Source organism: Rhodococcus sp. MALMAid1271 (assembly GCF_049195265.1).
Lineage (GTDB): Bacteria > Actinomycetota > Actinomycetes > Mycobacteriales > Mycobacteriaceae > Rhodococcoides.
Map to the genome: position 1 here is coordinate 31,927 of NZ_JBMIRQ010000097.1, position 26,619 is coordinate 58,545.

At 64.3% G+C, this 26,619-nt stretch carries 28 protein-coding genes; 9 read left to right on the plus strand and 19 right to left on the minus strand.

Annotation, left to right across the window (positions count from 1 at the left end; genetic code table 11):
* Window positions 1-16: 16 nt before the first annotated feature.
* Window positions 17-676 (minus strand): hypothetical protein, encoded by a 660-nt coding sequence (locus tag ACOQFP_RS14720; protein ID WP_421584741.1) that lies wholly within the window; start codon window positions 674-676, stop codon window positions 17-19.
* On the minus strand, window positions 664-2,214 hold the full coding sequence (gene miaB / locus ACOQFP_RS14725; protein ID WP_341245099.1) for a tRNA (N6-isopentenyl adenosine(37)-C2)-methylthiotransferase MiaB: 1,551 nt from the start codon (window positions 2,212-2,214) through the stop codon (window positions 664-666). The genes ACOQFP_RS14720 and miaB overlap by 13 nt, the downstream gene beginning before the upstream one ends.
* Before the next feature lie 249 nt (window positions 2,215-2,463).
* On the opposite strand from miaB, the gene ACOQFP_RS14730 reads away from it, so the two are divergent.
* The 4 genes from ACOQFP_RS14730 (at window position 2,464) to ACOQFP_RS14745 (ending at window position 5,707) form a co-directional block, all read left to right on the plus strand.
* Window positions 2,464-3,192, plus strand: coding sequence for an amino acid ABC transporter ATP-binding protein (locus ACOQFP_RS14730; RefSeq protein ID WP_206490667.1), 729 nt, complete (start codon window positions 2,464-2,466; stop codon window positions 3,190-3,192).
* A 53-nt stretch (window positions 3,193-3,245) separates the two neighbouring features.
* On the plus strand, window positions 3,246-4,079 hold the full coding sequence (locus ACOQFP_RS14735) for a glutamate ABC transporter substrate-binding protein (RefSeq protein WP_206490597.1): 834 nt from the start codon (window positions 3,246-3,248) through the stop codon (window positions 4,077-4,079).
* Between the two features lie 84 nt (window positions 4,080-4,163).
* Window positions 4,164-4,841, plus strand: a complete 678-nt coding sequence (locus ACOQFP_RS14740; protein WP_206490596.1) for an amino acid ABC transporter permease — start codon at window positions 4,164-4,166, stop codon at window positions 4,839-4,841.
* Window positions 4,841-5,707 (plus strand): amino acid ABC transporter permease, encoded by an 867-nt coding sequence (locus ACOQFP_RS14745; RefSeq protein ID WP_206490595.1) that lies wholly within the window; start codon window positions 4,841-4,843, stop codon window positions 5,705-5,707. The genes ACOQFP_RS14740 and ACOQFP_RS14745 overlap by 1 nt, the downstream gene beginning before the upstream one ends.
* A 94-nt stretch (window positions 5,708-5,801) precedes the next feature.
* Here ACOQFP_RS14745 and ACOQFP_RS14750 read toward each other — a convergent pair whose 3' ends face one another.
* The 5 genes from ACOQFP_RS14750 to ACOQFP_RS14770 form a co-directional block, all read right to left on the minus strand.
* Window positions 5,802-6,356 (minus strand): regulatory protein RecX, encoded by a 555-nt coding sequence (locus ACOQFP_RS14750; RefSeq protein WP_341243449.1) that lies wholly within the window; start codon window positions 6,354-6,356, stop codon window positions 5,802-5,804.
* 12 nt (window positions 6,357-6,368) lie between these two features.
* Window positions 6,369-7,406 (minus strand): recombinase RecA, encoded by a 1,038-nt coding sequence (recA, locus tag ACOQFP_RS14755; protein ID WP_206490593.1) that lies wholly within the window; start codon window positions 7,404-7,406, stop codon window positions 6,369-6,371.
* Window positions 7,407-7,600: 194 nt separating this feature from the next.
* Window positions 7,601-7,792: a DUF3046 domain-containing protein gene (locus ACOQFP_RS14760; protein ID WP_206490592.1), complete on the minus strand. Its 192-nt coding sequence runs from the start codon at window positions 7,790-7,792 to the stop codon at window positions 7,601-7,603.
* A gap of 10 nt (window positions 7,793-7,802) precedes the next feature.
* A complete protein-coding gene (locus tag ACOQFP_RS14765) occupies window positions 7,803-8,975 on the minus strand; it encodes a glycosyltransferase (protein WP_421584742.1) in 1,173 nt (390 codons plus the stop codon).
* A gap of 140 nt (window positions 8,976-9,115) precedes the next feature.
* A complete protein-coding gene (locus ACOQFP_RS14770; RefSeq protein ID WP_421584859.1) occupies window positions 9,116-9,748 on the minus strand; it encodes a TetR/AcrR family transcriptional regulator in 633 nt (210 codons plus the stop codon).
* A 228-nt stretch (window positions 9,749-9,976) separates the two neighbouring features.
* On the opposite strand from ACOQFP_RS14770, the gene ACOQFP_RS14775 reads away from it, so the two are divergent.
* Window positions 9,977-10,873 carry a diacylglycerol kinase gene (locus ACOQFP_RS14775; protein ID WP_421584743.1) on the plus strand — a complete coding sequence of 299 codons (897 nt, stop codon included), beginning with the start codon at window positions 9,977-9,979 and terminating at the stop codon, window positions 10,871-10,873.
* Window positions 10,874-10,883: 10 nt separating this feature from the next.
* On the opposite strand, the gene ACOQFP_RS14780 is transcribed toward ACOQFP_RS14775, so the two are convergent.
* From ACOQFP_RS14780 to pgsA, 5 genes are all read right to left on the minus strand, one after another.
* Window positions 10,884-11,057 carry a hypothetical protein gene (locus ACOQFP_RS14780; RefSeq protein WP_206490588.1) on the minus strand — a complete coding sequence of 58 codons (174 nt, stop codon included), beginning with the start codon at window positions 11,055-11,057 and terminating at the stop codon, window positions 10,884-10,886.
* A gap of 102 nt (window positions 11,058-11,159) precedes the next feature.
* Window positions 11,160-11,960: a phage shock envelope stress response protein PspM gene (pspM, locus tag ACOQFP_RS14785; RefSeq protein WP_341243447.1), complete on the minus strand. Its 801-nt coding sequence runs from the start codon at window positions 11,958-11,960 to the stop codon at window positions 11,160-11,162.
* A gap of 111 nt (window positions 11,961-12,071) precedes the next feature.
* Complete coding sequence (locus ACOQFP_RS14790) at window positions 12,072-12,881, minus strand: PspA/IM30 family protein (RefSeq protein ID WP_206490586.1); 810 nt, start codon at window positions 12,879-12,881, stop codon at window positions 12,072-12,074.
* 145 nt (window positions 12,882-13,026) lie between these two features.
* A complete protein-coding gene (locus tag ACOQFP_RS14795) occupies window positions 13,027-13,368 on the minus strand; it encodes a helix-turn-helix domain-containing protein (protein WP_206490585.1) in 342 nt (113 codons plus the stop codon).
* A 199-nt stretch (window positions 13,369-13,567) separates the two neighbouring features.
* The gene (pgsA, locus tag ACOQFP_RS14800) at window positions 13,568-14,260 is read right to left on the minus strand and encodes a CDP-diacylglycerol--glycerol-3-phosphate 3-phosphatidyltransferase (protein ID WP_374222394.1); all 693 of its coding nucleotides are present in this window, start codon (window positions 14,258-14,260) and stop codon (window positions 13,568-13,570) included.
* A 140-nt stretch (window positions 14,261-14,400) separates the two neighbouring features.
* On the opposite strand from pgsA, the gene ACOQFP_RS14805 reads away from it, so the two are divergent.
* Both ACOQFP_RS14805 and ACOQFP_RS14810 read left to right on the plus strand, forming a co-directional pair.
* Window positions 14,401-14,988 (plus strand): amino-acid N-acetyltransferase, encoded by a 588-nt coding sequence (locus ACOQFP_RS14805; RefSeq protein ID WP_421584745.1) that lies wholly within the window; start codon window positions 14,401-14,403, stop codon window positions 14,986-14,988.
* Between the two features lie 42 nt (window positions 14,989-15,030).
* Window positions 15,031-15,315 (plus strand): YciI family protein, encoded by a 285-nt coding sequence (locus tag ACOQFP_RS14810; protein WP_206490584.1) that lies wholly within the window; start codon window positions 15,031-15,033, stop codon window positions 15,313-15,315.
* Window positions 15,316-15,399: 84 nt separating this feature from the next.
* Here ACOQFP_RS14810 and ACOQFP_RS14815 read toward each other — a convergent pair whose 3' ends face one another.
* Complete coding sequence (locus tag ACOQFP_RS14815; protein ID WP_421584746.1) at window positions 15,400-18,066, minus strand: DNA translocase FtsK; 2,667 nt, start codon at window positions 18,064-18,066, stop codon at window positions 15,400-15,402.
* Between the two features lie 69 nt (window positions 18,067-18,135).
* On the minus strand, window positions 18,136-18,759 hold the full coding sequence (locus ACOQFP_RS14820; RefSeq protein WP_206490582.1) for a TIGR03085 family metal-binding protein: 624 nt from the start codon (window positions 18,757-18,759) through the stop codon (window positions 18,136-18,138).
* A gap of 78 nt (window positions 18,760-18,837) precedes the next feature.
* On the opposite strand from ACOQFP_RS14820, the gene ACOQFP_RS14825 reads away from it, so the two are divergent.
* The gene (locus tag ACOQFP_RS14825; RefSeq protein WP_206490581.1) at window positions 18,838-19,617 is read left to right on the plus strand and encodes a sulfite exporter TauE/SafE family protein; all 780 of its coding nucleotides are present in this window, start codon (window positions 18,838-18,840) and stop codon (window positions 19,615-19,617) included.
* A gap of 5 nt (window positions 19,618-19,622) precedes the next feature.
* Here the strand turns inward: ACOQFP_RS14825 and ACOQFP_RS14830 are convergent, their stop codons facing one another.
* The 3 genes from ACOQFP_RS14830 to thyX form a co-directional block, all read right to left on the minus strand.
* Window positions 19,623-21,377 (minus strand): ribonuclease J, encoded by a 1,755-nt coding sequence (locus ACOQFP_RS14830; protein WP_374222399.1) that lies wholly within the window; start codon window positions 21,375-21,377, stop codon window positions 19,623-19,625.
* Between the two features lie 107 nt (window positions 21,378-21,484).
* Window positions 21,485-22,393 (minus strand): 4-hydroxy-tetrahydrodipicolinate synthase, encoded by a 909-nt coding sequence (dapA, locus tag ACOQFP_RS14835; protein WP_206490580.1) that lies wholly within the window; start codon window positions 22,391-22,393, stop codon window positions 21,485-21,487.
* Between the two features lie 77 nt (window positions 22,394-22,470).
* Window positions 22,471-23,211 (minus strand): FAD-dependent thymidylate synthase, encoded by a 741-nt coding sequence (thyX, locus tag ACOQFP_RS14840; RefSeq protein ID WP_206490579.1) that lies wholly within the window; start codon window positions 23,209-23,211, stop codon window positions 22,471-22,473.
* 153 nt (window positions 23,212-23,364) lie between these two features.
* On the opposite strand from thyX, the gene ACOQFP_RS14845 reads away from it, so the two are divergent.
* Window positions 23,365-23,838 (plus strand): hypothetical protein, encoded by a 474-nt coding sequence (locus ACOQFP_RS14845; RefSeq protein WP_341243446.1) that lies wholly within the window; start codon window positions 23,365-23,367, stop codon window positions 23,836-23,838.
* 31 nt (window positions 23,839-23,869) lie between these two features.
* Here ACOQFP_RS14845 and zwf read toward each other — a convergent pair whose 3' ends face one another.
* Window positions 23,870-25,393 (minus strand): glucose-6-phosphate dehydrogenase, encoded by a 1,524-nt coding sequence (gene zwf / locus ACOQFP_RS14850; protein ID WP_241256984.1) that lies wholly within the window; start codon window positions 25,391-25,393, stop codon window positions 23,870-23,872.
* Window positions 25,390-26,601: a winged helix-turn-helix domain-containing protein gene (locus ACOQFP_RS14855; RefSeq protein WP_206490576.1), complete on the minus strand. Its 1,212-nt coding sequence runs from the start codon at window positions 26,599-26,601 to the stop codon at window positions 25,390-25,392. Before ACOQFP_RS14855 ends, zwf begins: the two co-directional genes overlap by 4 nt.
* Window positions 26,602-26,619 lie beyond the last annotated feature (18 nt).

Below are 26,619 nucleotides of genomic sequence, written 5' to 3' on the forward strand. Positions count from 1 at the left end.
GGGCGACCGCTCGGACCTACGGGGCCGAGTGGCCGTCCCACAAGCGCAGTTTCTGCTCGCCTGACGCGGCCGCGATTCGGCGTTGCTCCTGAGCGGCGAGCTGCGAGTTCGTCTTGTTCCACACGGCCTTGAGCCAGTGGAAGGTCAGCGCAATCACGGCGATCCACGCGATGATCAGGCCGATACCCGGTCCGCCGCCCTGCAGGTTGTCCGGCAGGGTCTGCCGCGTCCAGATCGAGAGCATTCCGTACACCGAGGACACCGCACACCCGGCAAGTGCAGCCCACGCCAATGCCCATATTCGCGTGACGAGCGCCAGCACCGACATCACCACGCCGAACGTCAGCACCAGCACGACGAAGATGCGCGACGGCAGCGCAATCGATTCGGCGACTGCCGCATCGCTGCCCGAGAGAACGTCGAACCCGCTGGCGGAGCCGGCGTGCGGGAGCGCGAACGTGACGAGCAGGACCAATACCAGTCCGGCCACGACCATGGCCCGCGCGCCGGGGTCCAGTTCGGTCATCACCGTTCGCTCCGCGCGTTCGAGTTCCTCGGCAGAGCCAGCAGAGCCGGCAGAGCCGGTGGGGCCGCCGGAGCCAGCGGAGCCGGTGAGGCCGCCGGAGTCATCGGTGGTGGCGCGGTCGGGGCCGTCGGTCTCTGTCATGCGGTGCATCCTGTCTGAACCGGGAGGGGCGCAGGTGCGCCGATGGAGGGGAGTCCGAGACCGACGCCGATCGGTGGGGTCTTCGGCATGATGCCGCGTTCGTGGGCATCGCCGGCTGCGGTACGGCGGTGCGTGAGCACTCCGGCGTCGGCGATGAGGTGATACGGGGCTGCAGCAGTCAGTGTCGTCGTCACGACATCGCCCGGGCGAATCTGCTCTGCCCTGGCCGCGTCGACGGCGAAGTGGACGAGCCGACCGTCCCTGGCCCGTCCGCTCATCCGATGGGTCGCAGCATTCTTGCGTCCCTCACCGGTGGCAACGAGGAGTTCGACGTCGGTACCGATCAGAGCCTGATTGGCTGCGAGAACGATCTCTTCCTGCAATGCGATCAATCGCAGATACCGCTCTTGCACAACCTCTTTGGGTACCTGGTCCGGCATGTCCGCGGCCGGTGTCCCCGGCCGCTTGGAGTACTGGAAGGTGTAGGCGTTGGCGAACTTCGCGCGCCGCACCACCTCGAGGGTCTGCTCGAAATCCTCTTCGGTCTCGCCTGGAAAGCCGACGATGATGTCGGTGGTGATGGCCGCATGCGGCATGGCGGCGCGCACCTTGTCGATGATTCCCATGAACTTCGTCTGCCGATAGGACCTGCGCATCGCCTTGAGAATTCGATCCGATCCGGATTGCAAGGGCATGTGCAGAGTGGGGCAGATGTTCGGGGTGGACGCCATCGCCTCGATGACATCGTCGGTGAACTCGGCCGGGTGCGGGGAGGTGAAACGCACTCGTTCGAGCCCCTCGATCGATCCGCATGCGGTCAGCAGTGAGGCGAACGCACCTCGATCGCGCGGCATCTCCGGATCGGCGAACGAGGCACCGTAGGCGTTGACGTTCTGGCCGAGCAGCGTCACCTCGAGCACGCCCTGGTCCACCAATGCCTGCACCTCGGCGAGGATGTCGCCGGGCCTGCGGTCGATTTCCTTGCCGCGCAGGGCCGGAACGATGCAGAACGTGCAGGTGTTGTTGCAGCCCACCGAGATCGATACCCAACCTGCGTATGCGGACTCCCGTTTGGCCGGCAGGGTGGACGGAAAGGCGTCGAGTGACTCGAGGATCTCCACCTGAGCCCGGTCGTTGTGTCGAGCGCGTTCGAGCAGCACCGGAAGCGACCCGATGTTATGGGTTCCGAACACGACGTCGACCCACGGAGCCTTCTCCACGACGGTGGAGCGATCCTTCTGCGCCAGGCAGCCCCCGACCGCGATCTGCATGTTCGGGTTGCGGGTCTTCGCGGGTCGCAGCATCCCGAGATTGCCGTACAGCTTGTTGTCGGCGTTCTCTCGTACTGCGCAGGTATTGAAGACAACGAGGTCGGCGTCGGTACCCGGATCTGCCGGAACGTACCCTGCGTCCTCGAGCAATCCGGACAACCGCTCCGAGTCGTGGACGTTCATCTGACAACCGTGCGTGCGCACCTCGTAGCTGCGGGGGGCCGTCGCCGACGCTTCTTCGGCCGGCGCGGGATCGGAACTGCCACGATCGGCCACGTTCACGGTCGGAAAAACACTCGTCTGCACCCCTCCAGGGTACGTCCATCGCACCGACCGGCCCGCTGGGGTCGCGGGCTCCGCCGCTGACTGTGCTGGGCCGATGCAGTCCCACAGTAAAGTTTCCATTACATAATCGAAGACTGCGGGCGAAAACGCCGGTCCCCGAGGAAACTACGCATAGGGTTTCGTCTCATGACGCACGCCACCGACGCGCCCGCATCGACACCCCCGCCGGGCGCACCTTCGATGATCTCGCTCAAATCCGTCGACAAACACTTCGGTGATCTGCACGTTCTCAAGGACATCAACCTCGAAGTTCCTGCCGGTCAGGTCGTCATCGTCGTCGGTCCGTCCGGATCGGGTAAGTCGACCCTGTGCCGAACGATCAACCGTCTGGAGCCGATCGACTCGGGCGCAATCGAGGTCGATGGAAACCTACTTCCCGCCGAGGGCAAGGCTCTCGCAGCACTGCGCGCAGACGTGGGGATGGTGTTCCAGTCGTTCAACCTCTTCGCGCACAAGACCATTCTGCAGAACGTGATGCTCGCGCCGATCAAGGTGCGCAAGCAGAAGAAGGACGAGGCCGAGAAGAGTGCCCTGGCACTGCTCGAGCGCGTCGGCATCGCCAACCAGGCCGACAAATACCCCGCTCAGCTCTCCGGCGGACAGCAGCAGCGCGTCGCGATTGCTCGGTCACTGGCGATGAACCCCAAGGTCATGCTGTTCGACGAGCCCACCTCCGCGCTCGACCCCGAGATGGTGAACGAGGTCCTCGACGTCATGACCTCACTCGCCAAGGAGGGCATGACGATGCTCGTCGTCACCCACGAGATGGGTTTCGCCCGCAAAGCCGGTGATCGCGTGATCTTCATGGCCGACGGTGCCGTCGTCGAGGACACCGATCCCGAAACGTTCTTCAAGTCACCGAAATCCGAACGTGCCAAGGATTTCCTCGGCAAGATCCTCGGTCACTGACCCGATTCATCGTTCACCCGACAAGTACCAACCAATCCGTAAGGACATTCACAGTGAGAATCACCCGACCACTTCGCCTCGGTGTCGCCATCGCCGCTCTGTCCATCGTCGCCACAGCATGCGGCGGCGGAGAAGAAGCCCGCACCATCTCGAGCAGCGCGGAGTCCGGCAAATTCGTCGTCGGCATCAAGTTCGATCAGCCAGGCCTCGGACTGCGCAACCCCGACGGCACCTTCTCCGGCTTCGATGTCGAGGTGGCCAAATACGTCGCCGGCCAGCTCGGCGTGGACCCCGCGAACATCGAATTCAAGGAGTCCCCCTCCGCGCAGCGCGAGACCCTGATCGAAAACGGTGAGGTCGACTACATCGTCGCCACCTACTCGATCACCGACGCCCGCAAGGAGAAGGTCGGCTTCGCCGGACCGTACTTCGTAGCCGGGCAGTCGCTGCTGGTTCGGGAAGACAACACCGACATCACCGGCGCAGACTCGCTCGACAACGGCAAGCGGCTGTGCTCGGTCACCGGATCCACCCCCGCTCAGAACATCGCTGACGAGTACCCCGGCGTGCAGCTTCAGCCATTCGACACGTACTCCGCCTGTGTGGAGGCGCTGCGCAACGGCACTGTCGACGCCGTCACCACCGACGACATCATCCTCGCCGGTTACGCAGCTCAGTCCCCCGGACAGTTCAAGGTCGTCGGCGAGCCCTTCACTACGGAGAACTACGGCATCGGCCTGAACAAGGACGACACCGAGGGGCGCAACCAGATCAACGACGCCATCGAAGAGATGGTCTCGAGCGGTGCCTGGGAGCAGGCCTTCGAAGACACCGTCGGCGCATCCGGCTACCCGCTGCCGGCTCCGCCCACCGTCGACCGCTACTGATCGATGACACCTGCCGTTCCGCTGCCCTCGGCGCAGCGGAACGGCAGGGTCGAACTCGCCGAGCCGTGAGGACCTGAAAACACCGTGAACCTACTGAGCAAGTACGGCGATCAACTGATAGACGCGTTCCTGACGACCATCTACCTCACCCTGGCCTCACTGGTCGGAGCCTTGGTCATCGGAACGATCATCGCCGCGATGCGGGTCTCCCCTGTCCCGATCGCACGCGGCATAGCCGCCACGTACGTCACCATCTTCCGCAACACCCCGTTGACCCTGATCATCCTGTTCACCTCCTTCGGGCTGTACGGAACCATGGGCGTCGCGTTGGCCTCCGAGACCTCGCCGACCTTCTTCGAGAACAACAACTTTCGGTTGGCCATCCTCGGTCTGAGCGTCTACACCGCATCGTTCGTCGCCGAATCTCTGCGCTCGGGAATCAACACCGTCCCGGTCGGTCAAGCCGAGGCCGGTCGCTCGTTGGGCATGACGTTCACCCAGAACATCTCGATCGTCGTTCTTCCCCAGGCGTTCCGGGCAGTAGTCGGGCCGCTCGGCAGTGTCGTGATCGCACTGACCAAGAACACGACCATCGCGTCGGTCATCGGTGTCGCTGAAGCGTCGTTCCTGATGAAGAACATGATCGAGAACGAGGCGGCGATCTTCGTAGTCGGCGGCATTTTCGCGCTCGGATTCATGATCCTGACGCTCCCGACCGGATTGCTCTTCGGTTACATCAGCAAGCGATTGGCGGTGTCCTGATGAGTGATGCAGTGGCAGTTCTGTACGACGTCCCCGGCCCCAAGGCGGTGCTGCGGTACCGCATCCTCACCGCGGTGGTCGCGGTGGTCTCGTTGGGAATCGCTTTCCTGATCTACCGGGCTCTCGATTCCAAAGGTCAGTTGACCGCGGAGAAATGGGATCCATTCCTCGAATCCACCACGTGGACCACTTATCTACTTCCCGGCATCCAGGGAACGCTGATCGCTGCGGCATTGTCGATCGTGTTCGCGTTGATACTGGGCGCTGTTCTCGGCATCGGACGGCTCTCGGATCACCGAACGGTACGGGTGATCAGCGGGGTCGTCGTCGAGGTGTTCCGCGCAGTTCCAGTGCTGATCCTGATGATCTTCTTGTACGCCGTCTACGCGGACTACGAGGTCTTCAAGGTCAAGTACCTGGCGTTGGCAGCGGTGGTCACCGGCCTGACGCTGTACAACGGCTCGGTCATCGCCGAGATCGTGCGTGCGGGCGTCAATTCGCTACCCAAGGGCCAGCGTGAGGCAGCGTCGGCGCTCGGTATGCGCAAGAGCCAGGTCATGCTCCTGGTGCTGCTCCCCCAGGCCGTCACCGCGATGTTGCCGGCGATCATCTCGCAGATGGTTGTGGCGTTGAAGGACTCGGCGCTCGGCTACATCATCGGCTATGTCGAGGTCGTTCGTTCCGGTCAGCAGGTGGGTGCCTTCTACAGCAACTATCTGCCGTCGTTGGTGATCGTGGCCATCATCATGATCATCATCAACTCCTCGCTGACCAAGCTCGCGACCGTCGTCGAGAAGCGACTGAGGACCGGCAAGAGTAAATCCGGCACTCCGGCACCGGCTGCGGATGCAAGCCACGCGGCCTGACAGCTCGCCGCCGGACTGACACCAGTAAGGCCCGCAACACCGATGGTGTTGCGGGCCTTACTGTTTCTCGACGACTCCGACTCGAGGTGGACGATCACATCGTGTCGGTGCTGTCGAAGTCTTCGGTGTCGGCACCAGCGCGGTCGAGTTCTTCCTTGACCACCGCAAATGCCATTCCCTGCGAGTATCCGCGGCGAGCGAGCATCCCGACGAGCTTGCGGACCACCTTGTCGCGCTCGGCGCGAGCGTCCGGTCCGCTCGGATCCGGCAGCTGCAGTGTACGAAATCGCTTGCGTACCAACTCGGCTGCGCGCTGACGCTCGTCCTCGGCGTCGATCAGATCGAGCGCGTGCACGGCCAGTTCGTTACTGACACCCTTGTTTCGGAGCTCCATGCTCAAGGCCCGTTTGCCTCTACCGGAGTAGGTGTGCCGAGATTGGACCCACTGCTGCGCGAACGATTCGTCGTCCACGAGCTTCGCCTTTTCGAGCCGATCCAGAACTGCGTTCGCAATCTCGGCGGTGAAGCCCTTCTTGGCTAGGCTCGTTTCGAGTTCGTACCTACTGCGTGCTCGGTCGGTCAGCAACCGAAGGCAGGCATCTTTCGCCTGCGCCTCGGTGCCGCCACCCTCGTCGTGTCGCTGCTGCACAGCGAGACCAGATTAGAAGTCGACCGGAGCAGCTGCGGGCTCTTCCGCGGTGACGTCTGCGCCGATCTGCAACTTCTCCATGATCTTCTTCTCGATCTCGTCCCGCACGTCGGGGTTCTCGAGCATGAACTTGCGGGCGTTCTCCTTGCCCTGGCCGAGCTGATCGCCTTCGTAGGTGAACCACGAACCCGACTTGCGGATGAACCCGTGCTCGACGCCCATGTCGATCAACGAACCCTCGCGGCTGATGCCCTTGCCGTAGATGATGTCGAACTCAGCCTGCTTGAACGGCGGCGCGACCTTGTTCTTGACAACCTTGACCCGGGTGCGGTTACCGATGGCGTCGGTTCCGTCCTTCAGGGTTTCGATGCGGCGGATGTCGAGGCGGACCGAGGCGTAGAACTTCAATGCCTTACCACCGGTGGTGGTTTCGGGTGAGCCGAACATCACGCCGATCTTCTCGCGCAGCTGGTTGATGAAGATGACGGTGGTGCCGGAGTTGCTCATCGCACCGGTGATCTTGCGCAGCGCCTGGCTCATCAGGCGCGCCTGCAAACCGACGTGGCTATCACCCATCTCGCCTTCGATCTCGGCGCGAGGTACCAGTGCCGCAACCGAGTCGACCACGAGGATGTCGAGGGCACCCGAGCGAATCAGCATGTCGGCGATCTCGAGGGCCTGCTCACCGGTATCGGGCTGTGAGACCAACAGCGCATCGGTATCGACACCGAGCTTCTTGGCGTAGTCCGGGTCGAGTGCGTGCTCTGCGTCGATGAACGCGGCGATCCCGCCTGCCCGCTGAGCACTGGCTACCGCATGCAGAGCAACGGTGGTCTTACCCGAGGATTCCGGACCGTACACCTCGATGACGCGTCCACGCGGCAACCCTCCGATGCCGAGTGCCACATCGAGGGCGATCGATCCCGTCGGGATGACGGCGATGGGCTGGCGAACCTCGTCACCGAGGCGCATGACCGAACCCTTGCCGAAGTTCTTGTCGATCTGCGCGAGTGCGAGATCGAGCGCTTTGTCGCGATCGTATGCAGCCATCGTGAGCTCCCTGTGTTGTGTCGTTCAGCTGTGTCGTATCGATCAGCTTGTCGTCGGTAACGCTAGAACGGGGTACCGACAAGAAGTTCCTCTAGACCGCTCCGCAACCGTTGACACCAGCATAGGGGAACAGGTGTTCGAGTCAACTATCTCGGCTTTCGACACGCCGACGGATCGACTTCACCAGCGAGGAGCTACCAGCGTTCCTTCGGAACATCGAACTCGTAACAGATCGAACGCCACACTTCCCGCGGGTCGACGCCCTCCTCGATGGCCTGTGCCCCCGTTCGGCCGATACCGGAGAGCACATGATCGGCCAGCAAGGAATTACCTCGAACGGAGCCGAACTCCTCGGTGAGCAGTTCACGAAATTCGGTCAGACGCACAGAAACGATCCTAACGTCCGGCCCGCGGCGCGTGACGAGCGAGCACCTCGTGGCACACCGACACGGGATCCTCGACGCGGTGCGCGTCTGCCGCCGCACGCGCCGCCGCCTGGGCATACCGTGGATCGGAGAGCACAACGGTCACCGCGTCGGCGATCGAGGCAGCCGTCGCAGGCCGAACGATCACGGCGCTGCCCTGCCGGGCCGCCCGGTTCGCCAGTTCCCATTGATCGCCGCCGCCGGGCACGGTCACCACCGGCACCCCGTGGATGAGGGCCTTCGCCAACATTCCGTGCCCGCCGCCGCACACCACCAGATCGGCGCGGCGAAGCAGATCGTCCTGCCGACCGAGACCGGCGTTCGCCCACTCCGGCAGCACCTCGGGACCTCCGTCGAGAACCGAGGCCACCACCCGAACCCCGCTGCCGTCCAAACCTTTCAGCGCCATCTCTAGCATTCCCTCGGCACCGGTGAACGCCGTCGAGGGGGCCACGACGACCAACGGTGCATCGCCGTCGGGTACATCGAGCAGGGCCTCGGTCGGCTCCCACAGCAGCGGCCCGACCACGTGTGCATTCTTCGGCCAGTCCGGGCGTTCCACTTCGAGTGCCGGAATGGTGGCGATCAAGCGGGCAGCCGGGCCAGGATCCGGGCCGGGAAGTCCGATGCCGGTCCTGGCGACGGCGCGTTGAGATCGTCCCTGCGCAATCGAACGCGCGGTCAACGCTCGCATCACGGTGTCGCGCAGCATCCCTCGCAGTCCGACGCCAGGAGCCAGGCCACTTCCGATGGGAGGCAACCCTTTCGAGGGTGAATACAGAGGGTGGGGTGAGAGCTCCACCCAGCTGATACCGAGACGCTCGGCAGCCATGCCGCCGCCGGCGGTGAGGATATCGGACACGACCAGGTCGACGTTCGCCCGCTCGAGATCGGGCAACAGCTCGGTAGAGACGAACGCCGCGCGTGAGTGAATGCGCTGACCGGCATCGAGATCATCGTCCTCGGGTCGCGGTGCCAGTCCGCCCAGCGGAAACGCCCGTAGCCCAGCGGCCCGCGCGTCGGATACCCACCGACTTCCGGTGAACAGAACAGGGTCGTCGCCGGCTCGGCGAAAGAGCAGAGACAGCGCAATGGCCGGAAACGCGTGCCCCGGGTCGGGCCCTGCCACCACTGCCACTCGCACGGGACCAGCCTGCCACACCCGACACGGCCGCGACCGACATCCAGCGACGAGGACTCAGGTCGACGGCACCCCGAACGGTGCGAGAGGGTTCCAGCGGACTGCAGCGCGGGTGGTGATGTCCGCCGATCGACCATGCTCGGTCATGCGGCGTCGGGCCTGAGATAGGCGTCGACGGCCGATGCCATCTGACGGATCACCTCGGCACCGGGCACTCGCTCGGACACCATCTCCGCGGACTGAACGGCCGATTGCACCATCAGCAGAACGATCGTGGCCATCGTCGACGGATCACCAGCACGGATCGACGAATCCCGTTGTCCTGCAAGAATCAAGCCGGCCAATGAATCGATGATCAACACCTGACTCGTGCCGAGTCGATGCAGGATGTAGGTGGCGAGCACATCGGAGTCGGATCGCAGAATCTTCACGAACAGCGGGTGGACTCGGATTCGGTCGGCGGACGCGACGACACCGGCCACGATCTGATCGCGACCGGTGGCCGCTGCATCCAAGCGCGGGATCAGTGCGCCGATCTCTCGGGTGAGCAGACTCGACACCACAGCTCGTGTATCGGCCCATCGCCGGTACACCGTCGGCCTGCTGACCTTGGCTCGTCGGGCGATCTCGGCAAGCGTCGTCCGCTTGACTCCGTGTTCGAGGATGCACGAGTGCGCGGCGTCGAGAACGGCGTCCTCGACAGACTTCTCGGGCGCATCGGTGCCCGGCCGCGCGGGCTCGGACTGTGCGGGCTCGGTCGAGACGGAACTCGACACCGGCTGCTCGGTCACGTGCCACCCTTCACGTCGCGGGAAGAACTCCTGAACTGCTGCACAAGCAGCTCGCTTAGTTACTATAGCTCACGGTTACATCAACTTTCCGGCAGCACTGTGAGCGAGCACACGCCGTCGCGAGCTACTCCGGGCAGGAATCGAGTCGGTCATCACCACACGGGATGCCAACCCTGGCAAGCTTGGCCACGTGATCGAACAATCGGGACGACCATGACCCGCTCGGTGACAGTGCTGACCAATCCGACGGCCGGCCGTGGACGCGCTGCCTACTGCGGCCGCTATGCCGTGGCCCGACTCCGCGAGCGACAGCTCCATGTCAACGCCATCGAGGGCCGCACCCCCGGAGACGCATTGATTTTGCTCGAGAGGGCCGTCAGAGGCGGAACCGACGCCGTCGTCGCAGTCGGTGGGGACGGGCTCGTCAATCTCGTGCTTCAGGTGCTCGCCGGCACCGACACCCCGATGGGCCTGGTACCTGCAGGCAGCGGAAACGATTTCGCGCGAGCACTGGGTCTACCCCTCGGCGATACCGTTCGCGCAGCAGATATCGTCGCCGAGAACATCACCCGCACGATCGATCTGGGCCGGGTGGGCGATCGTTGGTTCGCGACGGTGTTGTCGAGTGGTTTCGATTCGCTGGTCACCGAGCGAGCGAGTCGGCTTCGCTGGGTCGGCGGCCCACTGCGCTACAACGCGGCCATGGTCTTGCAGCTGGCGACACTCGAAAAGCTACCGTTCATCATCGAATTGGACGACGCCGAACTCACGGTCGATGCCACGTTGGTCGCCGTGGGGAACGGCACCAGCTACGGCGGAGGAATGTCCATCTGTCCGGCCGCTCGTGTGGACGACGGTCTACTCGACGTCACCGTCGTACGTGGGGTCAGCCGAACTCGCTTACTCGGGATGTCGCCCACCCTCTATCGGGGAACGCATGTCGATCTCCCGCAGGTCGATACCTATACCTCCGCGCGGGTCGCTCTGCACAGCGACGGAATAGTCGCCTATGCGGACGGTGAACGGGTGGGCGCGTTGCCCGTCACCGTACGGTCCGTTCCGCACGCGCTGCGGGTGTTCGTCGATCGGAACTCCGCGCCGCACGGGTAGTGAGGCGGACTCAGTACTTCAGTGACGAATGATCATCGGAGGACGAGATCGCCTTGTACAGCCATACCAGCCCCAACACGACGGCTCCCGCCACCACCAGCCAGAACACGCCCTTGATGATGGCGCCCAATAGTGCAAGCGCTATCCAGATCAGAACGATGAATCCGAGTACTTTCCAGATCATTTCGCAGCTCCCTGCTGTGTCGCACGTGCACCGTGTCGTGCCGCGTATCTCGATCCTCGCATCGGGGCGCTGCGAATACATCGGGGTGAACCCTGAAATGGCTCAGCGGTGTCGCGCCCGGATCTGGTCGATTTCGGTGAGCGCCTCGGCCCACCCCTGCAGTCGATCGGTGGCCGACGCCAATTCGCGGCGATGCGTTTCCACGACCGTCGCCGACGCGAATCCGGCGGGTCCGGTCATGCGAGCGGCCGCCGCAACGAGCTGTTCGTACTGCTCGACGCCGGTGGCGAGATCGGCTGCCGCCGATTCCGTTGCGCTGCGCAGATGCTCCCGTGTGACATCGCTGGTCGCGCCTGCGCGTTCGAGAGCGGCTATGTCGACGGCGACACCCTCGAGACTTCGAGCCGCAGCGGAGGCGACACCGATCATCTCTTCGATCTCGTCGGCCCCGATGGTCTCGGATCGAGACAGGATCGACAACAACTCGAAGAACCCCTGCTCTGCTCCAGCCAGCCGGGTCATCGACTCGTAGGCGGCGGAGGCGCGCTGCGGTGCCATCCGTTTGGCCGGTATCCCCACCGGCACCGGCTGGGATCGAAGACGGCGCAAGCGGGTCACTGCGAAGACCGCAGGTACGGCCATGACCGCAGCTGAACCGCCACCGACGAACAAGGTCCACTCCGGGGCGGACAACACCGCCAATCCCGCTGTTCCGACTGCCGACGTGGTCGAGGCTGCACCGAACCGGATGCCTCGGCGTCTGGCGCGCCGAATCTTCTTCAGATGCTTGGCGCGGGGGTCCTTTCGGCGTCCGGCCGCGGCGAGGAGGGACATGCCCGCTCCGCGTGCGGACTCGGCGAGAGATCGCACCACTGCGCCCGAGTCCGCAACTGCTGCAGTCACGGACTCGCGATCGAGCGAAACGGCCGGCCGCTTACGCGACCGGCCGGTTTCGTGTTCTCTGTCTGTCATGTCGGCGCTGACGTCAGTCGGCAGAGCCGTTCGCTCGACCGGTCACGCCTGTGCCGGAGGCTCGGGCGTTGCGTCGGGGGACTTGGCGATCGAGGGCTTGGCGGCGGAGTTGCCCGATGCCAGGGAGTCACCCGACATCGATGCACGGATCTGCTCGAGTCGACTGTGCCCGGCCATTTGCACCGATGCCTGCTGCACTTCGAGCATGCGTCCCGAGACCGAGTTCTGCGCCAGCTCGGCCGATCCGAGAGCGTCCGCGTACCGACGTTCGATCTTGTCGCGGACTGCGTCCAAGCTCGGAGTGTTGCCGGGCGCGGACAACGTGCTGTCCATCGAACGCAGAGACTCGCTGACCTTCTCTTGCATCTTCGCCTGCTCGAGTTGGCTGAGCAGCTTGGTGCGCTCGGCAACCTTGGACTGCAGCGCCATCGCGTTCTGCTCGACGGCTTTCTTGGCCTGAGTGGCGGCCTGCAGCGACTGATCGTGCAGAACTTTCAGATCCTCGACGCTCTGTTCGGCGGTCACCAACTGTGCAGCGAATGCCTCGGCGGCATTGGTGTACTGGGTGGCTTTCTCGATGTCGCCCGCAGCGGTGGCCTGATCGGCCAGCGTCACCGCTTGCCTGGCGTTGGCGTTGAGCTTCTCGACCTCGTCCAACTGCCTGCTCAGCTTCATTTCCAGCTGACGCTGGTTGCCGATGACGGAGGCGGCCTGCTGGGACAGAGCCTGGTGCTGCCGCTGCGCGTCTTCGATGGCCTGCTGAATCTGAACTTTGGGGTCGGCCTTCTCGTCGATCTTGGAATTGAAGAGCGCCATCATGTATTTCCAGGCCTTGACGAAAGGATTAGCCATGGGGTGGTCCTGCCTCCATCTGTTGCGCCGCGGTGGCCGCGTACGGGTCGGACTGCTCTCGCAGTGACCGACATGAACCTGTCCGTGCTGAGAATGTCGGGTGCTTGGTCTGGGTCAGGAGTACGAAATCGAGTACCCGTCGATCTTAGGCGGCAGCGAGGGCTCTGGCAGCAGGTGCGGGAATCACGACGCGAGTATCGCCGTCGATGCGAGTCGCCACAGCCGCGTCCTCCGCCAGTGCAGCGGCGAGGGATGCATCGGACAGAGTCACGCTGACATCGCTCATGACATCCGCGAGCGGGACCGCAAGCGCGTCGCAGATCGCGGCGAGCAGTTCGCTCGACGCCTCCTTGCGGCCACGTTCCACCTCCGAGAGGTACCCGAGGCTCACGCGTGCGGTGTTCGAGACTTCACGCAGGGTCCGACTCTGTGCGACGCGAGTTCGCCGCAAACTGTCGCCGAGTGCTTCACGCAATAGCAGCGCCATCTCGCTCCTCCTCGTTGGTATCGGTCTCGACGGCCGAACCGTCGGGACCACAACGTTCATATCTCGTTTCGTCCGGAGCCGTCACGATGTCCAACGTCCCAGTCGGTCCGATTGGTTCCCGACCCTATATGCCCGTTCGCTCCCGCACGCGCCGAAGCCGCTCCGACACGGCTTCGAAGACTGTATCCCGCCACTGCGCTCATCGTGAGGACCTGCCTCTACGCAAGCGAACTGCCTGCACCACGTAGTCGACACCGGTGTAGACGGTCAGCAACACCGCCAGAACCATCAGCGTGATCGCGACCGGATCGAACGCGTCCGGCAGCGGACACAGGTACACCCCGATCGCGAACGTCTGCACCAGGGTCTTCACCTTCCCGCCCCGGCCGGCTGGGATGACTCCGTGGCGAAGTACTGCGAACCGCACCAGCGTGATGCCGATTTCTCGGACCGCGATGATCACGGTGACCCACCAGGACAGATCCCCCAGCATGGACAATCCGACGAGCGCCGCGCCGATCAACGCCTTGTCTGCGATGGGATCGGCCATCTTCCCGAAATCGGTGACCAGACCGTACTTGCGTGCCAGTTGCCCATCGATCCGGTCGGTGATGGCGGCACCGGCGAAGATCGCTGTCGCAACCAAGCGCCAGGTGCTCTCGTGGCCGTCCCCGACGAACAACGCCGCGAGGAAGACCGGCACCAGTGCGATTCGGAGCACCGTCAACACGTTGGCGATGTTGAGCAGAGGCACGTCCTCGGATCCGCCCGGGGCGGCATTGCCGTGCGGCAATGCCGTGCTCCGGGGACCCCCGTGACTGCCGGAGGTACCGCGTTCGGGCTTGCCGCTGCTCGCGGGGGCGCCTTGATCGGGCGCTACCGGCTCGGTCATCGTCGAACCCGCGAGCCCGGCACATGGCAATCGGTGGTGTGTTCACCCTCGCGCAGCACCGACCCGCCGAGACGGGTAACCAGCTCAGTGAACGACACACGGAAAGTTTATCGGTTGGGGTACTCGCTACTGTTCACCACATGACTTCTGGGCCGAACCGGGCGAGTCGCGATGCCGCGTATGTCGAATCCGACGTGCGTCCCGACACCGTGGACCGGAGTTCCGCTCCGGACAGCACAGTCGTCGTGCGTCGCGCCAAGACCTCCGACGTTCCCGAGATCAAACGCTTGATCGACATCTATGCCGGACGCATTCTGCTCGAGAAGAATCTCGTGACGTTGTACGAGGCAGTGCAAGAGTTCTGGATCGCCGAGCGTGACGGCGAGATCATCGGCTGCGGGGCGTTGCACGTGTTGTGGGCCGATCTGGGCGAGGTGCGCACGGTGGCCGTCGATCCGGCCGCGAAAGGGCACGGGGCCGGGCATGTGATCGTCGCCAAGCTCATCGAGGTCGCGCGTGATCTAGCGCTGCAGAAAGTGTTCGTGCTGACCTTCGAGGTGGATTTCTTCGCCAGACACGGATTCGCCGAGATCGATGGCACGCCCGTCACGGCCGAGGTGTACGCCGAAATGTGCCGGTCCTACGACACCGGCGTTGCCGAATTCCTCGACCTGAGCTTCGTCAAGCCCAACACCCTGGGCAACACTCGAATGCTGCTGTCACTCTGACAGAATCCGTGGACCACCCCTCGAATCCCGGAAGAGAGTTCCATGCCTCTGATCGCCGTCAGCTACGTCTACTCACCCGCCACCGCGGACGGCCGCGACACTCATCGCGCGGCTCATCGCGCCTGGCTGGCCGACCTGCTCGAGCAGAAGACTCTGGTATCGAGTGGCCCCTATGCCGACGGTAGCGGCGCGTTGCTGCTGGTCGACGGCCCGGACGCCGCCACAGTCGAGACGCTGTTCGCTCAGGATCCGTTCGCCGTGGAGAACCTGATCGAGTCGGCTTCCTTCGACGAATGGACTCCCGTGATGGGCGCGTTCACGTCCTGATCGGCCCGCTCGACCGATTCCGGTGAATGGACCACTGCACGGCCGACACGCCCGCAGTGGTCCATTCACCCAAAACGTGGACCGTCAGAACTCGTCGGAGGCCGGCTGCTCGTCCGGGTCGCCGCCCTTGATCGACCACAGCAGACCGTCGAGCTCGTCCGGTTTGATGAGTACCTCGCGAGCCTTCGAGCCCTCACTGGGACCGACCACCCCGCGGTTCTCCATCAGGTCCATCAACCGCCCGGCCTTGGCGAAGCCGACTCGAAGTTTGCGCTGCAGCATCGAGGTGGAACCGAACTGGCTGGTCACCACCAGCTCGACGGCCTGCAGCAACACGTCGAGGTCGTCGCCGATATCGGGGTCGACGTCCTTCTTGTCCGAGACCTTCGCCGCGGTCACGGTCTCGTTGTACTCGGGCTCGGCCTGGTTCTTCGCGAAGTCGACGACGGCGGCGATTTCCTCGTCGGTGATGAATGCGCCCTGCAGACGCGTCGGCTTCCCGGCACCCATCGGCAGGAACAGTGCGTCGCCCATACCGATCAGCTTCTCCGCACCCGGCTGATCGAGGATGACGCGTGAGTCCGTCAGAGAGGACGTGGCGAAAGCCAGTCTCGAGGGCACGTTGGTCTTGATCAGGCCCGTCACCACGTCCACCGAGGGACGCTGCGTGGCGAGCACCAGGTGTATCCCGGCCGCGCGCGCCTTCTGGGTGATCCGCACGATCGCTTCCTCGACGTCCCGCGGGGCCGCCATCATCAAGTCGGCCAACTCGTCCACGATGGCCAGGATGTAGGGATACGGCCGGTAGACGCGTTCGCTACCCAGGGGTGCCGTGATCTCGCCCGAACGCACCTTCTTGTTGAAGTCGTCGATGTGCCTGACCTTGTTGACCTGCATGTCCTGGTAGCGCTGCTCCATCTCTTCGACGAGCCAAGCCAGGGCTGCCGCGGCCTTCTTCGGCTGCGTGATGATCGGCGTGATGAGGTGCGGAATGCCCTCGTAGGGCGTCAACTCCACCATCTTCGGGTCGATCAGGATCATCCGTACCTCGTCCGGTGTCGCTCGCGCGAGCAACGACACCAGCATCGAGTTCACGAAACTCGACTTGCCCGATCCGGTGGATCCGGCCACCAGCAGGTGGGGCATCTTCGACAGGTTGGCACTGACGAAGTCACCCTCGATGTCCTTACCGAGGCCGATCACCAACGGATGGTGATCCTTGCGCGTCGACGGCGCAGTGAGCACATCGGCCAGCCGGACCATTTCGCGGTCCGAGTTCGGTACCTCGATACCGACCGCGGACTTGCCGGGGATCGGGGCGAGCAGACGTACGTTGTCGGTCGCGACCGCGTACGCGATGTTGCGGGCCAGCGCGGTGATCTTCTCGACCTTGACGCCGGGGCCCAGTTCGACCTCGTAGCGGGTGACCGTCGGTCCTCGGGTGAAGCCCGTGACCGCGGCATCGATCTTGAACTGATCGAGCACCTCGGAGATGGCCTCGATCATGGCATCGTTGGCCTGGCTACGGGTTTTGGGTGGATCGCCGTCGATGAGCAGCGACAACGACGGAAGTGTGTAGTCCCCGTCGACGACGCGATCGACAACGATCTTGTCGTCCTCGGCCATCGGTTTCGGTTCGGCGGCTTTGACGATCGGTTTGGGCTTCGGCCGCTCGGGCGCAGCGGTGGGCGTGGCGGCGGGCGGGATGACCTCGGTGGCTGCCTCCGGAGTCGGGGTCTTGCGCGCTCGCGGCGACTTGGCGACCGGGATGTACTCCTCGGTCGGGTAGTTGTCGTACGGATCGGCGCTGCCGTGAACCGGATATCCGTCGGCGTCGAAATCGGCGTCGTACGCGCCGTAGCCCTCGTCTGCGAACTCGGACCCGAAGTCGGCCGGGTCGTAGTCCTCGTATTCGTCGCCGCGACTGTCGGTGCCGAACAGCGCCCGCAGGCGGTCCGGGACGTCGCGGACCGTGGTTCCGGTCAGCAGCAACACGCCGAACAGGCCTGCGAGCAGCAGCAGCGGGACCGCCAACCACACGGTGAGGCCGTCGGCGATCGGTCCCCCGGCGACGTATCCGACGAAGCCCGCTCCTGCGGATCGACCGGCGGCGTCGTTGGGCGAACCGGTGGCCATGTGCCACAAGCCCAGGATCGGGAGGGCGAGCAGGATCGAGCCGAGGACGAGTCGGGGTCGCACCTCGGGTCGAGGTTCGGAACGCATCAACACCACGGCGATGCCGACGCCGAGAACGGGTGCGACATATCCGGCTTCACCGATGACGGCGCGGATGCCGATCTCGATCCATCGTCCGACCGGTCCCCCGGCACTGAACCACACGCTCGCGGCGAGGACCACGCTGGCAGCGATCAATCCGAGGGCGATCCCGTCTCGGCGATGGCCGTGTTCGATATCAGCAGCCTTGCCGACCGTCCTGGTCGTGGCACCGACGCCTTTGGCCGCCATGGACCAGGTGGACGCGATGCCGCGGCCGATCGCGTCGAGCGCACCGCGGGACTTCGTCTTGGTGGCCGGCCGCCGAGACGCCGCACCTCTCGCTGGTCCCTTGCCGCGCGACGTGGCGCTCGCCCGAGCCGTCGCCGGATTGCGCGGTGCGGTCGGCTTCTTCGGCGTCGTGACGGTCCGAGCGGTACGGCCGGAACCGGACTTACGTGCGCTACCGGACGTGCGCGAAGAGCCGGATCCGGTGGATCCGGCCCTGGCGGTGGAGGTGCTGGTCTTTCCTGCCATGCCCCCAGGCTAGTCGCAACAGCCCCGCCGAAACCATCCGCAACACCCGTAACAGCGGAGGTGAATGTGTCAGAAACTCGGATCGAGCGCCTTCACCGCAGCGATATCGTCCTCCGAACCCACGTATTCGACGTCGACCTGATCGCGACCGAAGGCGTAGAGAAGCAATTCGGAGGGCTCGCCCTCCACCGTCACCCCGACACCGGCACCGCCCTTGAACGTGGCTGTCCGGCCATCGGGTGTGCGGACGCGCACCGGAACGGGTGCAGAGCGATGTCCGGCCCGCCCGATCAATCGGACCTGCGGCCACAGCCGCGACTCCACCGCCGCCGGCATCGTCCGCCGGGTCCAACCCGCGCCTGCGCGGCGCACATCCTCGTGATGAACGAACATCTCACCGAGATTGATCAATGGATCCAACACAACGAACGGCGACCAGATCGGTGGACCGGTACGAACATCCTCGACAACCGCCGCGAACGGTCGATCGGCGACGGACCGCTGCACCCGTTCGGTGTAGCCCTCCAGCGCCGGCACGAAGATCCCCGGAACCGCATCGAGTCGTCGCTCACGCACCACCAGATGTGCGGCCAGATCTGCTGCCGTCCATTCTCCACACAGAGTCGGCGCGTCGGGACCGACGTCGAGAAGGGTACGAACAAGCTGGGAACGTTCATCCTGGGCGAGGCTCACAGGTCCACGGTACGTCGCGCCGGAACCGACGGCATCCTGCTCGGCGCTGCACACCGATGTCTGAGTAGCCTCCCAATAGTGCCGGTATCGGAAATTCTCGTGATCTTGCTCGCCGGCCTCGGAGCCGGGGCCATCAATGCCGTCGTCGGATCCGGAACGCTGATCACGTTTCCGACTCTGGTCGCATTCGGCTATCCGCCGGTGGTGGCCACGATGTCCAACGCGATCGGTCTGGTCGCGGGAAGCGTTTCCGGCACTTGGGGTTACCGCCGAGAACTGCGCGGGCAGTGGCACCGACTGCGCTGGCAACTGCCTGCCTCGTTCTTCGGGGCACTCGGCGGCGCATGGCTGTTGCTGCACTTGCCCGAAACCGTGTTCGCCTCAGTGGTACCGGTACTGCTCATCGCAGCGTTGATTCTCGTTGTCGCACAACCGAGAATTCAGGCCTGGGCGAAACGACGCTCGGACGCCGCGGGTAAGGCCGCGGGCCACCTGAGCCGCACCCGGATGGCCCTGATCACCGTGGGCACCCTCTTGGTGGGCGTCTACGGCGGGTATTTCACTGCCGCGCAGGGAATTCTGCTGATCGGCGTGATGGGAGCATTGCTACCCGAGACCATGCAGCGCATGAACGCCGCCAAGAATCTGCTGTCGCTGGTGGTCAATGTCGTTGCCGCAGTGACCTATACGATCTTTCGATTCGACGACATCAGCTGGCAGGCGGCCGGGCTCATCGCCGTGGGATCGCTGATCGGCGGCGCGGTCGGGGCCCGCTACGGCCGCCGGCTTTCACCGGCGGCCCTACGCGGTGCCATCGTCCTGCTCGGACTGATCGGACTGTGGCGACTGCTGGTCTAGCAGGTCTACTTCGGCTGCGACTGCGGATTGACCGCGATGATCGTCGGAACGATCATCGGCTTGCGGCGGTATTTGTCCGCCACCCAACGACCCACCACGCGGCGCACTGCCTGCGCGATGCGATGGGTGTCCGATACCCCATCGGACGCCAGTCGATGCAGCTCCGCTTCCACGAGCTGCCCGGCCTCCTTCAGTGCGGCCGGATCGTCGGAGAACCCGCGACCGGACACCTCGGGTGCGGTCACGGCGCGCCCGGTTGCGGAGTCGACGGCAACGCTGATCGCGATGAAACCGCCCTCACCCAGCACCAGTCGATCGGACAGGGTCGAATCACCGACGTCACCGACCGAGAGGCCATCGACGTACACATGCCCCACGGGTACCTGCCCGACGATCTCGGCGAGACCGTCGACCATGTCGACCACCACGCCGTCCTCGGCCAGCACCACGCGGTCTTCGGGGACTCCCGTCGCCTTGGCCAGCGCAGCATTGGCCCGCAGGTGCCGCCACTCACCGTGCACCGGCATGGCATTGGTGGGCCGCACCGCGTTGTAGAGGTACAGCAGTTCGCCCGCAGATGCGTGGCCCGAGACGTGAACTTTCGCGTTCTGCTGGGTCACAACGGTCGCACCGCGCTTGGCGAGACCGTTGACCACCGCGAACACGGAGTTCTCGTTGCCGGGAATGAGCGAGGACGCCAGCACCACGAGATCGTTTGCCTTGACGTTGATCTGGCGATGCTCGCCGCGCGCCATCCGCGAGAGCGCCGACAACGGCTCGCCCTGCGAACCGGTGGAGATCAGAACCAACCGATCGTCGGGGAGCGTCGCGGCAGTGTCGATGTTGACCTCGAGCCCGTCGGGCACCCGCAGGTAGCCCAGATCCTGGGCAATCTGCATGTTGCGCACCATGGACCGGCCGACGAACGCCACCCGCCGGTTGTATCGCTCGGCCACGTCGATCACCTGTTGAATACGGTGGACGTGGCTGGCGAACGACGCGACGATGACGCGCTGCTTCGCCTTGCCGATGACCGTGTCGAGCACGCCGCCGATCTCCCGCTCGGGAGTGACGAATCCGGGTACCTCGGCATTGGTGGAGTCGACCAGGAACAGGTCGACGCCCTCGTCGCCGAGTCGCGAGAATCCGGCCAGGTCGGTCAGACGACCGTCCAGTGGTAGCTGATCGAGTTTGATGTCACCGGTGTGCAGAACCAGACCGGCATCGGTTCTGACCGCGATGGCAAGCGCATCGGGGATCGAATGATTGACCGCGAAGTACTCGCAGTCGAACGGGCCGTGCTGAGTGTGCTGGCCTTCGATCACCTCGACGAGATTCGGCCGAAGCCGATGCTCACGACACTTGGCTGCGACCAGGGCGAGGGTGAACTTCGATCCGACGACAGGCAGATCGGGACGCAGGCGAAGCAGGAACGGAACGGCTCCGATGTGGTCCTCGTGGCCGTGCGTGAGAACTACGGCCTCGACATCGGCCATACGGTTCTCGATGTGCCGGAAGTCGGGCAAGATCAGATCGACGCCCGGTTGCTGGTCCTCGGGGAACAGGACGCCGCAGTCGATGATCAGCAACTTGCCCTGGTGCTCGAACACGGTCATGTTGCGACCGATTTCGCCGATGCCACCGAGCGCAACGACGCGAAGGCCCTTGAACGGTGCCTTCGGCGGCGTCCCGAGTCGCTGCGTCGGGTCGAATTCCCGTCGCGCGTCGGGGCGTTGGGTTCGCGCAGAGTTCTGCACCATCGGCTTGCCCTGCCGTGCTCCCGACGGCTGGCCCTGCGTCGGGGTCTTGCGCTCGGAGGGGGGTCCAGCGTTTCGGGTTGCGCGTCCGCGCGATCTGTTGGGTCGTGTCATACAAGAACTCCTGCCGCTCGCAGCTCGGCTGCGAGCAATTCGATGTGGTCGATGCTCGGTGGCACCTGGGGAAGTCGTGGATCGCCTACATCGAGTCCGATGAGGCGGAGGCCGGCCTTCGAGGCGCTGACGCCACCGAGGCGTGCGACCGAGCGAATGACCGGGATGAGGCTGACGTTGATTGCCTGCGCACGCGCGATGTCACCCATCATGAAGGCGGTGTGCAGTTCGCGCAGGCGGGCGGGAACCAGATGTCCGATCACGCTCACGAATCCAGTGGCTCCGACCGAGAGCCAGGGCAGGTTCAGTGGATCGTCACCGGAGTAGAACTGCAGGCCCGTCGATGCGATCAGCTCGGCACCGGCGTTCAGGTCGCCCTTCGCGTCCTTGACGGCGAGGATCCGAGGGTGTTCGGCGAGGCGGCGCAGCGTCTCGGTCTCGATCGGAACGACCGATCGCGGCGGAATGTCGTAGAGCATCACGGGCAGGTCCGTGGCACTGGCGACTGCTGTGAAGTGGGCGTAGAGACCGGCCTGGGGCGGCCGAGAGTAGTACGGGGTCACGACCAGGAGGCCGTGTGCTCCGGCACGAGCGGCATCGCGGGCAAGTTCGACACTGTGCGCGGTGTCGTTGCTTCCTGCCCCGGCGATGATTCGAGCTCGATGCCCCACCGCCGCGATGACTGCGCGCAGAAGTTCGAGCTTCTCGTTCTCGGTGGTGGTAGGCGATTCGCCCGTCGTACCAGCCAGAACCAGGCCGTCGTTGCCCTGCTCGACGAGGTGATGGGCCAGCCGAACGCCGGCATCGATGTCCAACTTACCGTCCGGCGTGAACGGGGTCACCATGGCGGTGAGCACCGTACCGAACACAGGCGCAACGGAAGGAGCGGCGTCACCGTAGGTCATGGCAGCAGATTACCCGGTGCTTTGCCCACTCCTGCGCAGCGGGGATACCCGGTACCTGCGACGACCGTGCCTCGCCGCTAGACCTCGGTGACGAACGGACTGCGGGCCACTTCGGTGCCGTCGGGCAGCGTCGAGATCTCGAAGTCACCGAACACGTCCGGCGCCACGTCCACCAGCTTACGCAGACATTCGACGGCAACGCGGCGAATTTCTACGTCCGCGTGCTCGGAGGCACGCATCGAGACGAAATGTCGCCATGCCCGATAGTTGCCGCTCACCACCACCCGCGTCTCGGTGGCATTGGGCAGCACCGACCTCGCGGCCTGCCGCGCCTGCTTTCCGCGCAATGCAGCATTGGTGACCGACTCCAGTTTCCCCTCGAGTGCGCTGAGCAGTTCGGTGTACGCGGCGCGACTGGCCTCGGTAGCGGACGCGAACAGCGCCTCGAGCTCGGGATCCCCTTCCACCGCAGGCGGAACGACGACGTGTGCGTCGTGTTCGGGGACGAAGCGCTGGGAGAGTTGGGAGTACGAGAAATGCCGATGCCGAATCAACTCGTGGGTACACGAGCGCGATATCCCGGTGATGTAGAAGCTCACGCTCGCGTGTTCGAGGACCGACAGGTGTCCGACGTCGAGCAGGTGACGCAGATACGACGCATTGGTGGCGGTGCGCGGATTGGGTTTGGACCAGCTCTGGTAGCACGCCCGCCCGGCGAACTCGACGAGCGCCTGCCCACCGTCCGCATCGGTCTCCCACGGAATGTCCGTCGGCGGTGTGAACTCGGTCCGGGCAACCAACTGCACGTTCAGTGTCACCGTTCGGGGCGCTGCTCTACCTTCGTTTTCACTCGACACCGCACAACAGTAAGTGCGGTCCCCCCGATTCGACCAAAGTTGACGCCATGATGCCGTCACCGGACGCCACTCGACTGCCTTGACTGACGTCATCTATGGCGTCACACTGGCGTCATGGAACTCGACAAGTACACCGAGACGCTTCGTACCGATCTTCTGGCCGCCGCAGCCCTGGGCGACGAGCACACTCGGCAGACGGCCGAGGCGCTCGGCAAGACTGCCGAGGCCTCGGCCCGATTGATGTTGTTGACCGCGCTGTCCGATTTCGCGGCCGAGATCTCCAACGACCTGGACGGCCACACCGTGACCGTTCGTCTCGACGGCACCCGGGCGCATGCCGATGTTCGACGCGATCTCCCGACCGTGGACTCGGGCGAATCGGAGGCAGCCGCAGCCGAGGACTACCCGACGATGGACGATGTCTCAGGAGAGGTTCGTCGAGTGACGTTGCGACTGGTCGAGCAGATCAAGGAGCGGGCAGAGGACGCCGCGAACAACAGCGGAGTATCCCTCAATTCCTGGTTGTCACAGGCGGTTCAGGGTGCACTGCGCGAGCAGATGCGCAAGGACCGCGGCTGGAACAACTGACCGGCTGGAACGACTGAGCCCTCGGGGGCACCTACTTCTTCTCGCGCCACTCGCGCTCGAACGGCAACCGCCACGCGTGTGGAGCGATGAGTTGATGGATGGCGTTGGGACCCCAGGATCCTGGTGAGTACAAGCGCACCGGCGGCGGATCGGCCAACAACGGCTCCGATACCTGCCACAGCCTTTCGATGCCCTCGGCGGTGGTGAACAGCGTGTGATCGCCGTACATGGCGTCGAGGATCAGCCGTTCGTAGGCTTCGAGGACATCTCCGACACGTTCGGTTTCCTGGATCGCGAACTGCATGCTCAGTTTGTCCAGGCGCATACCGGGTCCCGGTCGTTTGCCGTAGAACGACAGCGATACCTTCGATGCGTCCGCGAGGTCGAAGGTCAGGTGATCGGGGCCCTGCGCACCGACACCGGAGCCCGCCGGGAACATGGACTTGGGTGGTTCGCGAAACGCGATGGAGATGATGCGCTGCCCTTCGGCGAGACGTTTGCCGCTGCGGAGGTAGAACGGCACGCCCGCCCAGCGCCAGTTGTCGATCTCGCATTTGAGTGCGACGAAGGTGTCGGTATCGGAATCGGGAGCTACTCCCTCCTCGGACCGATACCCCGTATATTGGCCTCGGACAACGTTTTTCGGGTCCAGCGGCACCATGGATCTGAATACTTTGTTCTTCTCCTCGCCGATGGCGCGGGGTTCGAGGGCCGTGGGCGGTTCCATTGCCATGAACGCGAGCACCTGGAACAGGTGAGTGACGACCATGTCCTTGTAGGCACCGGTGGATTCGTAGAATCCGGCTCTGCCGTCCAAACCGAGCTTCTCGGGTATGTCGATCTGTACGTGGTCGATGAAGTTGCGGTTCCAGATCGGCTCGAAGAGCCCGTTGGCGAAACGGAAGGCCAGAATGTTCTGCGCCGGCTCCTTGCCGAGGAAGTGATCGATTCGAAAGATCTGGTCCTCGTCGAATGTTTCGTGTACCCGAGCGTTCAACGCGATCGCGCTCTCGAGGTCGGTACCGAACGGCTTCTCCATGACGATCCGTGAGCGCTTCACCAGATCGGCGGACGCGAGCGTATCCACCACGGCCAGCGCTGCTCTCGGTGGAACGGACAGGTAGTGCAACCTGCGTACGCTCCCGCCCAGGTCGATCTCGGCTTCGGCAACCGCTTGACCCAGCGCTGCCGGTCCGGCTTTCTGCGAAACATAGGTCAACCGCGAGGCGAACTGTCGCCATTGCTCGTCGCCGACCTTACGACTGGAGAACTCGTTGATCGATTCGCGCGCGAGCGTACGGAATTCCTCGGTGGACATCTCTTCGAGCGAGGTGCCCACTACCCGGATGTTCGGTGCCAGATCGGACAGTGCCAGGTGCATCATCCCGGACAGGAGTTTGCGTTTGGCCAGGTCTCCGGTCGCGCCGAACAGCACGACCACCTGGGGCGGAAGTTCGGAGACGGTCTCGGTCCGGCGTGAAGTCACACTGGAAATACTGGCATCGTTTCTCGCCGAGCGCACATCGGTGGCCTCCGATTCAGCCGAGTGAATCATCGTCGTAACGCGTCGACCAGGTCTCCCCTGTCCCCCACCACGACGCGTTCGAGTTCGAGCCACTGCGCCATCTCGTGAAGAACCTCGCGCAAACGGGGAGCAATCGTGCCGGCGTCGCGGTCCCCCTCGATGTACGCCGCGATGACGTGCAGCTCCGACCGCGCCCGCACAGCCTTCAAGTCGACTCGTGCCACCAGGTGCCCGTCGAGCAGAAAAGGGAACACGTAATAGCCGTGAATTCGCTTGTGCTGCGGCGTGTAGATCTCGATGCGGTAGTGGAAGCCGAAGATTCGCTCCACCCGGGGACGAAAGAAGATCATCGGATCGAACGGGCACAACAGGGCGGCAGCGGTCGCGGTACGCGGTGTTCGGGCTTCGCTGTGTATGTAGGCCGGTGCATTCCACCCTCGCACCGATACTTGGTCGAGGACGCCGTCCTCGACCAGATCCGCGATCGCCGACTTGGTCTGCTTCTGCGAAAGGCGGTAGTAGTCACGCAGGTCCGGCTCGGTGCCGATTCCCAATGCACGAGATGACTTTTCGACCAGCGCACGCACCGCATCGGATTCGTCGACCCGCCTGCGCAGCACGCTGTCGGGAAGCACCCGCTCGCTGAGTTCGTACTGACGAACGAACCCGGTTCGCGCAGGCACGCTCACCACTCCCGCGGCGAAGAGTTGCTCGCAGACGACCTTGACATCGCTCCGGTCCCACCAGGGGCCCTTGCGCCCGGGTGTGTCGAGATCGAGATGCTTCTCGATCTCGCCTGCGCTGCTCGCGCCACGATCTTCGATCACAGCCAGAACATCGTCCACCAGAGTGGGTTCACGGTCGAGGATTCGAGCCGCTCCACCCCACCGACCGTGTCGATACAACTCCATGCGCCATCGCATGAGTGGCCAGTCTTCTACCGGCACAAGTGCAGCCTCGTGAGCCCAGTACTCGACCAACCTGCGGGGGCGTCGCGTGGAGTCCGCCCATGCGGCATCGTCCACGATCGTTCGATCGTAGGCACCGACCCGACTGAACACCGGTGCGTAGTGCGCGCGGACCACCACCGACACCGAGTCGATCTGCAACAGACCGGTGGTGTCGATGGCACGGTGAACGGCCGCTCTGCTCGCCGGACGCGTCCGTGAACGCGTCGATGCCAGTCCTTGGGCACCCAACGCTGTGCGACGAGCCGCAGCGGCACTCATCTCTCGCATCGGCCAAGCCTGTCACGC